This is a genomic window from Larkinella arboricola (assembly GCF_003259745.1).
GTDB classification, from domain to species: Bacteria; Bacteroidota; Bacteroidia; order Cytophagales; family Spirosomataceae; genus Larkinella; species Larkinella arboricola.
Map to the genome: position 1 here is coordinate 959,298 of NZ_QLMC01000001.1, position 13,950 is coordinate 973,247.

Genomic DNA, 13,950 nt, shown 5'->3' on the forward strand with positions numbered 1-13,950 from the left:
GATCAGAAGCTCAGGTTTAAGTCTACACCCACCGTCCGCATCAGCGGCAGCGAGTGCTGTTCCATGCCCATTGTTCCGGAATTGACGTTGATCGATGCGTTTTCGGGTGAAAAACCGTCGGTATGCCGTTCGATGTAACCCAGGTTTCGGCCATACAGGGCCAGCGACGCACCCCGGATTACCTTGTTGTCTTTGAGCAGCCCCGCCGGAATCTGGTACGCCAGCCGAATCTCCCGAATGGCAATGTAGCTGGCATCGTACAGGAATTCTTCGGCCACGGCAAAGCCCTTATCCGAAGCCACGCGGTTCCAGTAGGCCTGGGCCGTCACCGGAATGTCGTTTGGCTGGCCGGTGCTGATCCACTGGTTGCCTTCCTTGCGGGCTTTGACGCCGGAGGCAATCAAACCGCCTTCCCGGCCTTCCAGCGTCCGTTTCGACGTTCCGTAGGCGGCTTCCTGCACCCGGCCCTGCGAGAAAATCTGCCCGCCCTGCCGAATGTCGATCAAACTGCTCAGCGACAAACCTTTGTAGGAAAAGCTGTTGGTCAAACCGCCAATCCATTTCGGGGTGGCGTTACCGATGGCCAGCGTTCCGATGCTCTGCACAATCGGCAGGCCTTTGTCGTCGATCAGGCGGTTGCCGTTTTCGTCTTTCAGCCAGGCGTAGTCGGCGGCTTTCAACTGGCCGTAGGGTTCACCCGGGGCGGCCACCACGCGAATGTTGCGGTCGGAACCAACGACGATTTCGTTGACGCCGTCAATGAGTTCCAGCACCTTGTTGCGGTTGGCCGAGAAGTTGAAGCTGATGTCCCAGCTAAAACCGTTGTTGAGTTTAACGGGCGTACCCCCAATCAGAAACTCGATGCCTTTGTTTTCGATCCGGCCCGCGTTGGTTAGTTTGCTGCTATAACCGGTTGACTGTGAGATAACAATTGGCAGAATCTGGTTGCTCGTTACGGACTGGTAATACGTAAAGTCCAGATTCAGACGGTTCTTGAAAAAACGCAGTTCGGCCCCGGCTTCGTACGAGGTTTTCAGTTCGTTTTTCAGGTTCGGGTCAACTACCGTACTGGTGTAGGTGGCCAGCGGCTGGTTCAGGAACGTGTTGGCGTTCAGGTTGTAATAGCCCAACGTCGAATACGGATCGCCCGACCGACCGGCCTGCGCGTACGAAGCCCGAAGTTTCAGGAAATCCAGAGCCGGGATGTTCAGCGGAATGGCATCCGTAACGGCCCAGCTCAACCCCACCGATGGGTAGAAAAAGGAACTGTTGGTGATCGGGAGGGTGGACGACCAGTCGTTGCGCGCCGATACATCGAGGAACAGGTAGTTGCGGAACCCGACGCTGGCCTGCCCGAACACGGAGTTAATGACCGATTCGGCCACGCCCAGCCGGGGCGTATTCAAAACCGTCCGGCCGACGGCGTACAGGCCCGGAATGCTCAGTTGCGTACCGGCGTTACCCGTAATCCGGTAGCGGCTGCTCAGGTGGTTGGCGCCGAGGTTGGCATTGATCGAGAAGTCACCGATTTCCCGGTTGATCATCAGCAAACCATCCACGTTCTCGGTTTTGTTAAACTCCATATTTTCAGCTACTTCGCCGGTTTGCGAGATGCGGGTTCCAACGGCTCTCCAGCTAAATTGCCGTTCGTAATACAGATCGGAGCCATAGCGAACCTGGACGTTGATGCCTTTGGCGATCTCGTAATTCAGCTTGGCGTAGGCAATGATGCGGTCGCGGGTGTCTTCGTTGTGCGTGTTGTTGATCGTCCAGAACGGGTTGGAAGTCACCGAATTGCTTTCGAAAATTTTCTCCCCGCCGACAAAGAAACCGTTTCCGCCCAGGTCCTGCGAGTAGCGAATGTCTTTAGCCGTGTACTCATACCGCTTCAAACCGTCCATGCTCAGGCTGCGCGGCACGTACAGAAACCGGTAGACGGGGTTTAAGCCATCGTCGCCCACATACGGCCGGTTGTTGACCTTCTGGTTGATGTAATTCACTTTCGTGTCCAGGTTCAGGCCCTTGGCAATATCCGCCGACAGCTTGACCGTTACGGAATTACGGTTTAGTTTGTTGGTCGGCACAAAACCGTTGTTGTTCAGGTTGGTGAGCGAAAAGTAGTAATTTACTTTCTCGCCCCCGCCATCGACGCTGACGGTATTGATGGCCTGTTTTTCGGACTGGAAAAACTCCTTGTACGGACTGGCAATCGGTGAGTAACTGGCGGTATCGCCCCACATATCCTCCACGGTTTGCCCCTGCATTTTCGGTCCCCAGCTACCACGCGTGGTTGGGTTGCGGCCCGCACTCAGTTTCGGAATACCGCCCGTCAGCGCTGAATTATAGGGGACAACCTTGCCGTCGGCCTGACGATAAAACGTAAACTGGCCGTTGTAGCCCTGCCCGTACTCGTTCTGGTAATCCGGTGTGACCAGGGCATTGCCGACCGAGTAACTGCCGTTGTACTGAATGTTCGGACGGCGGTTGCGACGGCCCGATTTAGTGGTAATAATAACAACCCCGTTGGCTCCCAATTGGCCGTATAAAGCCGCTCCGTTGGGGCCTTTCAGGATGGTCATGGATTCAATGTCGTTGGGGTTAATGTTCGAAATACCGTCACCGCCATCCAGACCGCCCTGAAGCTGGAACGAGCTGATTGCCCGGCGGTTGGAGTTGTCGATTGGAACCCCGTCGATCACGTAGAGGGGCTGCGAGTTGCCCGACAGCGAGGAGTTTCCCCGGATCACGATGCGTGACGAACCGGTGGCTCCACCCGCCGAGGAGGTCACCTGTACCCCGGCCACTTTTCCCGACAGGGCCGTACCCAGGTTCGTAACATTGGCCTGCGCCAGATCGGAACCTTTGATTTCACCGGCGGCATACGCCAGGGCTTTTTTCTCGCGTTTGATACCCAATGCCGTCACGATCACTTCGTTGAGTGTTTGATCGCCGGGCAGCAGCCGAACCGTAAGGACACTTTGCGTGCCGACGGTAATTTCCTGGCTGGCGTAGCCTACAAAGCTGAAAACCAGTACAGTGTTGCCGTTAGGGACGTTGATTTTGAACGCTCCCTGAGCGTCGGTGGTGGTACCCTGGTTGGTACCTTTGACCACAATACTAACGCCCGGCAGCGCTTCTCCTTTGTCGTCGGTAACGCTTCCCGAAACCGTCTGATCCAGCGTTGCGGGGTCAGTAGGGGCCAGTTCGCTCGTTTTTCCTTTGGTCAGGATAATCCGGTTGTCGGCCACTTCATAGGCAATGCCCAGCGGGACAAGAACCCGTTCCAGAACGCCGGACAGGACCTCGTTGGTGGCACTGACCGAAATGTCGCGCTCGGCCCGGATGTTTTGGGGAACGTAAATAAACTTAACCTGCGATTGCTTTTCAATGGTGCTTAAAACCTGCTTCAGCGGAGTGTTTTTCAGGCTCAGGCTGATGCGCTGGCTCAGCAGTTCTTTCGTGGTCTGATCGGGGCTGAAGGCAAAACCGGCCCGCGTGACTGCCAACATTAGGAGCAGGTACGTCATTCGGTGGAGATACCCCACGAACGGTTGGATTCGTAGTCGTTTTTTCATTGTTTGTTTGTTAAAGGTGTCGCATAATTCATGCAGTTTTACTCGCCACATCCGGTTGCCAGGATGAGGATTTTGCCGTCGGTTACTTCGTAAGAACCACCGAGCGATTTGCTGACCATTCGCAGTTGTTCATACAGCGTCAGGCCGGTCAGCGAAGCCGTCAGCGTGCATTTTTGCAATAATGATTCGTTGTACACGATGTCGATTGCGTACGCTTCCTCGATGCGCCGGAACACTTCGGCAATCGGTACGTCCTCAAATTCAAAGGAAACCGTTGCCGCCTGGGGCGATACCCGAACCGGCTCTTCCACCAGTTCCTTGCGGAAAACTTCCTCTTTTGCGTTGAAAACCACCTGCTGGTTGGGGGTTAGCACCACGCCCGACACCACCGGCTTTTCGGCGTTCCGTTGCTGCTCCAGTTCCTTGCGGGAATACACCGTCACGCGCCCGGTCCGAACGGCAACCGTTACCTGCGGATCAAAGGCTTTCACCGTGAAGCTTGTACCGACCACCCGTGTCACCACGTCGCGGGCGTAAACCAGAAACGGCACCTTCGGATTGGGAACCACGTTGAAAAAAGCCTCGCCCGTGAGCATAACGACCCGAACACCCTGCCCAAAGCTGGCAACGTGCTGAATCCGGCTGTTGGGTTGCAGCCGAACCGTACTGCCGTCCGGCAACCGCACCAGAACAGGCTTGCTGGTTCGGTTGGTCTGTTCCACCATTCCTTCGTGGGCGTGGGCCGCCGACAGGGAGCTTCTGAGCGACAACGCCTGATGCGTGATGAGCCAGCCCAGGCAACCAACCACCAGTAGGAGCGCCACCGAAGCCGCAATCCGGTAGCCCGTTAAGCCGAAAGCGGGAAAAAACTTTCGTTTGGGAACCTGGCGCACCCGGCGAAGAATCTGGCCCGCTTCGTACTCCAGCGTCGCGTCAGTCAGACCCGCATCCGACGGGCTCAGCGCTTCCAGAATGTCTTTGGCCAGTATGGCTTCCGAACGGTTTGGGTGCGCTTCGGCCATCCAGCCGGACCAGAAAGCCACAGCGGCAGGGTCGCGGGTGTAAACCCAGGCGATAAACGAATCGTCATTTAAAAAATCTTCGGCTTTGTAGGTATGATACGCCTGCATGGAGTGGGAATAACGGGCCGATGTGAGCTGTCTACTGGAGATAGGACGGTTTTTCGATGGCATACCCAACGCCGGGTAAATTTTTTTATTTGCAATAATGTCCCGATCCAGTGCTATTTCATTGGAGAATTTTGCTACTTTGTAGGTGAGAAAGACCACCGTATGCTTAATATTCCGCCTGTATGAAAAGAAGTTTGCCGGATTCCGATCTATGGGAAGAGGTCCGGATGGGGGATGAACCGGCCTTTGAAGAGTTAATCCGGCGTTTCTACCGGCCCCTGTACCATTACGGTCTGAAATTCACCCGCGACATCGATTTGTTAAAAGACGGTATTCAGGACCTCTTTGTGGAACTGTGGACCTACCGCCGGAACATTACGCAAACCGAATACGTACGGGTTTATCTTTTTAAATCGTTACGGCGGAAACTGCACAAAAGCGCCCTTCGGAATGGGCTTGCCGAACCGTTGGAGGAAGATTTTTCGGACGACTTTTTTTATGCCGAAAGTTTCGAAGACGAGCTGATCCGGACGGAGCTATCGACCTACCAGCGGTCGCGCCTGGAAGCCCTGCTAAAAACCCTCACTGACCGCCAGCAGGAAGCCATCCACCTGAAATTTTTTGCGGCCCTGCCCAACGAAAAAATCGCGGAAGTGATGGGCCTCAATTACCAGTCTGTCGGCAATCTGCTGCACCGGGCCGTCAACAAACTGCGGGAAGGCTGGCACCGGTTGCTATGATGAAAAACAGGGGGCTACCTTCGCCGTCTCCTATTTCCTCTGCTCCTAAAAATCACTACCTTTGCGTTTCTCTGATTACCTCTGATATTCTCTGGTTAACTCTGTGTTATAGCTATTAATCAGAGTTGATCAGAGAACATCAGAGGTAATCAGAGGTAAAAATTGGGAATATGTTTGAAAATCTTCAGGATAAGCTGAATCAGGCCTTCAAAACCCTCAAGGGGCAGGGCCGGATTACCGAAATCAACGTGGCCGCGACCGTGAAGGAAGTGCGCCGGGCACTGACGGATGCCGACGTTAACTACAAGGTTGCTAAAGAGGTGACCGACCGTGTTAAAGAAAAAGCCCTTGACCGCAAAGTACTGATTGCCGTTGAACCGGGCCAGTTGTTTGTCAAGATCGTTCAGGAGGAGTTGACCGAACTGATGGGCGGTGAGGCCCAGAACATCAACCTGAAAGGTGATCCGGCCATTATTCTGATCGCAGGTTTGCAGGGTTCGGGTAAAACCACATTCTCGGGTAAACTGGCCTCTTATCTGAAAAAGCAGGGCCGTAACGTGCTGCTGACGGCCTGCGACATCTACCGCCCGGCGGCTATCGACCAGTTGAAAGTGCTGGGTGAGCAGGTTGGCGTGGAGGTGTATGCCGAACCGGAAAACAAAAATGCCGTTGAGATTGCGCAGCACGCCCTGGAACACGCCCGCAAGACCAATAAGAAAGTGGTCATTGTCGATACCGCGGGTCGTCTGGCCGTTGATGAGGTGATGATGACGGAGGTGGAAAACCTCAAGAAGTCGCTGAATCCGGCCGAAACGCTGTTTGTGGTTGACTCCATGACGGGGCAGGATGCGGTCAACACGGCCAAAACCTTCAACGAACGGCTGAATTTCGACGGGGTGGTACTGACCAAACTGGACGGTGACGCCCGGGGTGGGGCCGCGCTTTCGATTCGGGGCGTGGTGCAGAAGCCAATCAAGTTCATCAGTACGGGGGAGAAAATGGAAGCGCTTGATGTCTTCTATCCCGATCGGATGGCCAGTCGGATTCTGGGCATGGGTGACGTGATTTCACTCGTGGAGCGGGCGCAACAGGCTTTCGACGAAGACGAGGCCAAGCGCATCAGCGCCAAAATGCGGCAGAACAAATTCGATTTCAACGACTTCCGCGGGCAATTGCAGCAAATCAAGAAGATGGGGAACATCAAAGACCTTATCGGCATGATTCCGGGTATGGGCAAGATGATGAAGGACGTTAACATCGACAACGATTCGTTCAAACCCATTGAAGCCATTATTGGGTCCATGACACCCAAAGAACGCGAACGGCCCGAGATCATCGACGGCAACCGCAAGAAACGCATTGCCAACGGAAGCGGTACGTCCATTCAGGAAGTAAACAACCTGCTGAAACAATTTGACGAGATGCGGAAGATGATGAAGAAAATGAATCAGATGCAGTCGTCGGGCAAACTCAGCAAAATGATGAAGTGAGCCGGTTGACGGTGGCTATAAAAATAAGGAAGGGCGGGGATCATCCCCGCCCTTCTTTGGTTTAGTCCTGCTTTTATTTCTGGGAGGTATAACTTCCCCGCTCCAGATTCCGGGCCTGCGGGAAGAGCGTGAGTGCTTTTCGGTACGTTTCATCGTTTTCCGAGAGCATTTCGAAGAACTCGTTGTTGAGCCCATCGCGGTGGCTTTTCCGCCATACATTCTGCGCGATATACGCCTTTAGCTGCGTCTGAATGTATTTTTTCGAACGCTTGAATTCCGCTTCGTTAAACTTGATGCCCTGCGCCGTGGCGTCGTCGGTAAGCCGTTTCAGCATGGCATCCGTGATGACAAAGCTTTTCTTGTAGCTTGCAAAGCCGTCTTTCTCCAGTTGTTTGCGGTGATCGTTGGCGTACTCCATCGCCTGCTCCCGCACAATGTTCTTGTTGAACAACTGAATCAGGTATTTGGTCATGAACATCGTGTCGCGGGGCACAAAGACGTCGGGCGTAATTCCTCCCGCACCGAATACCGGCCGTCCACCCGTGGTTTTGAACTTGTATTTCTCGTTGTTCTTGATGCTGTCGGCTACGTAATATTCACCGTTTTTCGAGCGGGCTTCCAGTTCTTTTTCGTAGTCTTCGCCATGACCCGCCGTATACGGTTTTTGGATGCTCCGACCGCTCGGCGTGTAATACCGTGAAATGGTCAACCGCAGCTCCGAACCGTCAGACAGCGTCACCGGCATTTGTACCAGTCCTTTGCCAAACGACCGCCGACCGACGATCAGCGCCCGGTCGTGATCCTGCAACGCTCCGGCCACAATCTCCGACGCCGACGCACTTCCTTCGTCCACCAGCACGATCAGCGGGCCGTCTTCAAACTGACCGGCGATCCGGGCTTTGGTCTGGCGGTCGTAGCGGTCATCTTTCCCGTCGGTGTACACCAGCAGTTTATCGCCGGAAATAAATTCGTCGGCCAGACTCGTTGCCTTGTCCATATAGCCGCCGGGGTTGTTGCGCAGGTCGAGTAGCAACTGGCTCATTCCCTGCTCTTTCAGTAGCGCTAGGGCCTTCTTAAATTCATCGTAGGTGGTTTCCGAGAAGCGGTTTACTTTGATGTAACCCGTTTTGTCATCGATCATGTACGACGCATCCACCGAATAGGTCGGAATCCGGTCCCGCCGAACCGTAAAGGTCAACGGTTTTTTCTCACCTTTCCGCAGAATAGCGAGTTTCACCTCTGTGCCTTTTTTGCCACGCAGCATTTTGAAAACCAGCGCATTGTCGAGCTTGCTGCCGGTCATTTCCGTATTATCAACCTTGATGATCTTGTCACCGCTCAGAATACCGGCGTGTTCCGACGGACCGCCCGCCATCGGCGTCACAACATACACGGTATCTTTATAAATGTTGAATTCGACGCCAATACCGTCAAAACCGCCTTCGAGCTGTGTCCGGGCGGCCACGGCATCCTGCGGGTTCATATACGTGGTGTGCGGGTCGAGTTTCTCCAGCATTTTGGAGATCGAATAATCCACCAGTTCCTCCGTATTGACCGAATCCACATAGTTGTTTTCGATCAGTTGCAGCACCTCCTTAAACTTGGAATAGCCCCGTCCGATGTTGTTGAGGCTTTTGCCGCCCCCAAAAAACGTAGCGCCGATCAACACGCCGGCTGCCAGCGTAATTCCCAGAAGCATGGGCAACCGCACAGTCGCCCTGGGGTTGTTAATTTTTTCGTTTTCAGGTTCTTTCGTCATAAACATACTCACGGACTAAAGGTCGTGTTTTCATTTAACTGGCTTTGTCATTCACCTTCTTTACGGACGAAGCCCGCCCGTCTCGGACTATAGGGACGCAACTTCTGCATAACGTAAAATAACCGGTAAATTGTTTGCCGGATTCTTAATGAAAGATACGTAATTTATTCTGACTCTCCTACTTGACCAATAAATCTGATTTTAGGGTATCCGCCAGTTGAATGTATGTATCGAGGGCCGATGGATTCCGGAGGGTGTCTGGGTTGGCAACGCGTTCGGGCGACGCCCCCATCAGGATTTTTTTTACCGGCATTTCGACTTTTTTGCCGCTGATCGTGTACGGTATTTCGGGTACCTGATAAATGATATCGGGAACGTGCCGGGGGCTATACTGCGTCCGGAGTGCCTGCCGGATCGGTTGGGCCGTAGCCTCATCCAGTTCCGTTGCCTGCCGGTTCGGGGCATCCTTGAGTACGACAAACAGGGGCATGAAATACCGTCCGCCGTGAAGCTCCAGACAAACCACCAGGCTGTCGGCTACCTGCGGAAGGCTTTCAACGGCACTGTAGATTTCGCTGGTTCCGATCCGAACCCCGTCGCGGTTGAGGGTGGCGTCGGAGCGGCCGTAGATGATGACGGTTTTGCGGTCGGTAATTTTAATCCAGTCGCCGTGTCGCCAGATGCCTTCGTACTGCTCAAAATAACTGGCTTTGTAGCGTTGGTGGTCGGGGTCGTTCCAGAAATACACCGGCATCGACGGCATGGGTTCCAGAATTACCATTTCGCCCAGTTCGTTCCGTACCGGCAACGCGTTTTCATCAAATGATTCGAGCTTACAGCCCAGCATCCGGCACTGGATTTCGCCTTCATACACCGGCAGGAGCGGACACCCGCCAACAAACCCGCTGCATACATCGGTGCCACCGCTGAGCGACACGAGCCAGACATTTTTTTTGACCGATTCATAAACCCAGCGGAATCCTTCGGGCGGCAAGGGCGAACCCGTTGAACCAATGGTTTTCAGATGCGCCAGTTTTGAATGGCCCGTGAAAGATACCCCCGCCCGCATACAGGCCAGCAGGTAAGCCGCTCCCGCGCCAAAATGGTTGACTTTTGCCCGCTCGGCCAGGTTCCAGAGTACGTCCATATCCGGGGAAACCGCTGAACCGTCGTAAAGCACCAGCGTCGCGCCGGCCAGCAGCGAGGCCACCGAATAATTCCACATCATCCAGCCCGTGGTCGAATACCAGAAATAACGGTCGCCGGGCTGCACATCCTGGTGTAAGGACAGTGCCTTCAGGTGTTCGAGCAGGCAACCGCCGACACTGTGGGTAATGGCTTTGGGTTTGCCCGTGGTGCCCGACGAAAATAAAATCCAGATCGGATGCTCAAACGGTACGGGTTCGAATGCCAGGGGAGCAATGGGGATGGTTTCCAGCACGGTATTCCACGAAATGGCTTTGTTGCGGGGACTGGCCGGCGGCTCAAAGGAGGGATTCAGGTACGGTATCCAGACCACTTTCTTTACTGTCGGCAGGGCGCTCTGCAAGTCACTCAGCGCGTCGGTTTTATCAATTTCCTTGCCGCCGTATACGTAACCGTCGATGGCAAACAGAACTTTGGGTTCAATGGGCCGGAACCGGTCGATGATGCTGGCCGTACCGAAATCCGGTGAGCAACTCGACCAGACAGCGCCCACGCTGTTGGTGGCCAGAAACGCCACGACGGCTTCCGGAATGTTGGGCAGGACCGACACCACGCGGTCGCCGGGCTGGACACCGTTCTGGCGTAGAAATTCGGCTACCGAAGCTACCTGCTGCTCCAGTTCCGACCAGCTCAGGGATTTCAGCGGGCTTCGTTCGGATTGGTAAAGAAGAGCCGGACGTTCGTTGGTTTTATTGCGAAAAATGTGTTCGGCGTAGTTCAGCGTAGCGCCCGTAAACCAGCGGGTACCAATCTGGCCGGAAGCCGGTTTTTCGATCACTTCCTGGTAGTCATCGTGGCAGATCACATTAAAAAACTGCCAGATGCTCAGCCAGAAATCTTCCAGATCGGTGGTCGACCAGTCCCAGAGATCGTGATAGTCGCGGAAATACAGTCCTTTTTTGACAAACAGCCAGTCCAGATACCGTTTCATCTGGGAGGATTCGATGAACCGCCGGTCGGGTTTCCAGAGCGGTTCTTTGCGTTCAGCGTGTGTGGGGATGTGTTCAGAGGCCATATTATAAATCAAACTCGTAATTCTGGAATATTCTGAATCGTTTCGGACGAAATTATGTTCCGTTTCAGAACAAAGTCAGAATATATACGAAAATACGCTAACTTTGCAGCCCATTTCAGAGGCCGTTTCGGAACTGGCTGAAAATCAATTTAATCTATACAGACTACAGTAGTGATACTGCAACTTTTATGAGCAAAAGGAGAGAAGAATCAACAGGGCGCCGGGAAGGCCCGACAGGAGGAGCGGGGCGTCCTGATTCAGCCAATAAATTCTACAGCAAATTTAATAAAGACGCCGATCGTCGGGACGATTTTCGCGGGGAAGAACGCCGGGAGCGCAGCTTCGACAAACCGCGTGGAGAACGTTCGCCCGACAGCCGACGTCCATTCGACAATAACCGTTCCCGTAATGATGCCCCACGCGGTGGCCGCTTCGAGGGCGGAGGACCCCGCCGGGATTTTGACCGTCCGCGCGAATCACGCGACGACAACCGGGAACCCCGCCGGGATAACGACCGTTTCCGTCGGGATGACAACCGGGACAACCAGAGCAAGCGCTTTGAAGGCGCGGGTGGCCGTCGTGATTTTGGCGGATCGCGTTCCAACAGAGACGAGGACAGAGGATTTCGCCGGGATGATCGGGACTCTGGAGACCGTGGCAACGCGGGACGCCCCCGTTTCGAACGGAATGATGACCGTGGAGAACGCAGCGGCCGTTTCGAAGGCGGAGGGCCGCGTCGGGAGTTTGATCGCCCGCGCGAATCGCGCGATGGCAACCGGGAACCCCGCCGGGATAACGACCGATTCCGTCGGGATGACAGCCGGGAAAGCCGCGGAAATCGCTTTGGTAATTCGGAATCGCGCGAAGACCGCTTTGGCGGAGAGCGATCGTATGGTGACCGCTCACGGAATACGGATGCTCGCTCTGACCGCCGGGACAATCGTTTTGGCAGCGAGCGCAGCTACAGCGACCGTTCAGACCGTAGCCGTGATACCGGCTCCCGCGACCGGCGCGATGAGCGTCCGAGTTTCGAGCGGCCACGTCGGGATGACCGCCCGTCACGCGATGAGCGTCCCTCGCAGTTTGGACGTTCGCGCCGGGATGAGGGGGATGAAACCTTCCGGCGCAAGGTAGAAGACAGCCGGGAGCGTCAGGTGGGTCGTTCACAGGCTCCGGAATACGATCTCGATAAAATGAAAGCCAAAGCGTTTGGCGGTCGGGATTCGCGCGACAAAAAAGGGAAAAAACCGGGTCGGGGTCAGGCTGGTAACAGAGGCCGCAGCGAGTCGGCTTCGCACGATGAGGATTCGGGGTTGATTCGCCTGAACCGGTACATTGCCAACTCCGGGATTTGTTCGCGCCGGGATGCTGACGAATTGATTGCCCAGGGTGACGTGAGCGTCAACGGAAAAGTGGTTACCGAGATGGGTTACAAAGTGCAGCCCACGGATGTGGTCAAATACGGTACCCGGGTGTTGAATCCGGAGAAAATGACCTACGTGCTGCTGAACAAACCAAAAGATTATATCACCACCACCGACGATCCGAACGACCGCAACACGGTAATGGATCTGGTGGCAGGCGCTACTCCGTACCGGATTTATCCGGTAGGGCGTCTGGACCGCAATACGACCGGCCTGCTGCTGCTGACGAACGACGGCGAACTGGCTGAAAAATTGACGCACCCGTCGAACGAGGTTAAAAAAGTATATCAGGTAGAAATTGATAAACCGATTACCGACGAGCATTTCGAAGCGATTCGCGCCGGGTTTGAACTGGAAGACGGGTTTGTTAAGCCCGATGATTTAGGTATTGTAACGCCTGATGCTCAGGTGATTGGTATTGAGATTCACAGCGGGCGTAACCGGATTGTCCGCCGGATGTTCGAGCATTTTGGCTATGAAGTCACGAAGCTGGACCGCACGGTTTATGCCGGGTTAACCAAAAAAGAACTGCCGCGCGGTTCGTGGCGGTATCTGGACGAAAAAGAAGTGATTCGGCTTAAATTCTTGCTGTAATCAACTTTTCCTTTGTCCTGGTAAAAAAACAGGGCCTCACTCAGTGAGGCCCTGTTTTTTTGTCTGTTTTCAACGTTGCCGTTCCGTATAAGTGGAGAAGAAACAAAGAAGTAACGCTACCTGTTGTCCACCTCGTCCAATGTTTTCAGGCCGACTGCAATCTCGCCAAACAGAATCGTCAGTTTTTCGCGGATTTCATCGTCGGGCAGGGCGGGGTTTCGTTCCAGTTTTTTTAGTTCGGCGGCCAGTCCGAGCATGGCTATTGAATTAAGCGAGGAGCGAAATCGGTGGGCAACCCGATCAAACTCCTCCCGGTTTTGCTGTTCGAGTGCATTGAACAGCGCCTGCCGATTGTTCGGGAGTTCGTTTTTAAAGAAATCGATTAACTCATTCAGTAACTCGCTGCTGCCCCCCGTCATTTCTTCCAGATAGGCCCGATCAATGACGGGCGGCTTTTGCTCTTTCTCCGGTAAAAACCGCTGTAACACGGCTTCAAGGCGTCTTTTTTGAACTGGTTTTGACAGGAAATCATTCATGCCAGCGGCCAGACAGCGGGGCCAGGCATCAAATTCCGGGTTAGAAGTAACCGCTACAATCGGAACTGTAAGCTGGAGTTGCTCCCGAATCATCCTTGTAGCCATCAGACCATCCATAACCGGCATCTGGATATCCATAAGTACAAGATCGACCGTTTCCGTTTTCAGGAAGTTAACAGCCTCCAATCCATTATTGACTACTGCATTCGAAATACCGTATTTGCGAAGCAGGGTCGACAGAAATGCCTGGTTAATCAGATTGTCTTCAACAATCAGCACCTGACCAGCCAGTTCAGTACTTGGGGGTTGTTGTAAATTTGGAAAACTCATGATGAATTCCTGACAAATGGCTTTTCATAGATTTTAAGGCAACAGTACAACTTTTCGGGGATTTTATGTCTGATAATTAGGATTAGTTACTACTTTTAGAGAATTTCTTTAAAGATACTATTATACAAATACAGTAACAAGGAGCGGTACG

General features: G+C 53.9%; 8 protein-coding genes. 3 read left to right on the forward strand and 5 right to left on the reverse strand.

Features of this window, described 5'->3' with window-relative positions:
- Positions 1-2 precede the first annotated feature (2 nt).
- Positions 3-3,575 carry a SusC/RagA family TonB-linked outer membrane protein gene (locus tag LX87_RS04005; protein ID WP_170139299.1) on the reverse strand — a complete coding sequence of 1,191 codons (3,573 nt, stop codon included), beginning with the start codon at positions 3,573-3,575 and terminating at the stop codon, positions 3-5.
- A 38-nt stretch (positions 3,576-3,613) separates the two neighbouring features.
- Positions 3,614-4,768, reverse strand: a complete 1,155-nt coding sequence (locus tag LX87_RS04010; RefSeq protein WP_146624423.1) for a FecR family protein — start codon at positions 4,766-4,768, stop codon at positions 3,614-3,616.
- A gap of 119 nt (positions 4,769-4,887) precedes the next feature.
- Between LX87_RS04010 and LX87_RS04015 the strand changes: the two genes are divergently transcribed.
- Positions 4,888-5,445: an RNA polymerase sigma factor gene (locus LX87_RS04015; protein WP_111626863.1), complete on the forward strand. Its 558-nt coding sequence runs from the start codon at positions 4,888-4,890 to the stop codon at positions 5,443-5,445.
- Positions 5,446-5,615: 170 nt separating this feature from the next.
- Entirely contained in the window at positions 5,616-6,935 is a 1,320-nt protein-coding gene (ffh, locus tag LX87_RS04020; RefSeq protein WP_111626864.1) for a signal recognition particle protein, read from the forward strand.
- Positions 6,936-7,008: 73 nt separating this feature from the next.
- Here the strand turns inward: ffh and LX87_RS04025 are convergent, their stop codons facing one another.
- Together LX87_RS04025 and LX87_RS04030 are read right to left on the reverse strand one after the other, a co-directional pair.
- Positions 7,009-8,694 carry a S41 family peptidase gene (locus LX87_RS04025; protein ID WP_229310538.1) on the reverse strand — a complete coding sequence of 562 codons (1,686 nt, stop codon included), beginning with the start codon at positions 8,692-8,694 and terminating at the stop codon, positions 7,009-7,011.
- 178 nt (positions 8,695-8,872) lie between these two features.
- On the reverse strand, positions 8,873-10,915 hold the full coding sequence (locus LX87_RS04030; RefSeq protein ID WP_111627476.1) for an acetoacetate--CoA ligase: 2,043 nt from the start codon (positions 10,913-10,915) through the stop codon (positions 8,873-8,875).
- A 188-nt stretch (positions 10,916-11,103) separates the two neighbouring features.
- Between LX87_RS04030 and LX87_RS04035 the strand changes: the two genes are divergently transcribed.
- Entirely contained in the window at positions 11,104-12,933 is a 1,830-nt protein-coding gene (locus LX87_RS04035; RefSeq protein WP_111626866.1) for a pseudouridine synthase, read from the forward strand.
- 116 nt (positions 12,934-13,049) lie between these two features.
- On the opposite strand, the gene LX87_RS04040 is transcribed toward LX87_RS04035, so the two are convergent.
- Positions 13,050-13,799, reverse strand: coding sequence for a response regulator (locus LX87_RS04040; protein WP_111626867.1), 750 nt, complete (start codon positions 13,797-13,799; stop codon positions 13,050-13,052).
- Positions 13,800-13,950 lie beyond the last annotated feature (151 nt).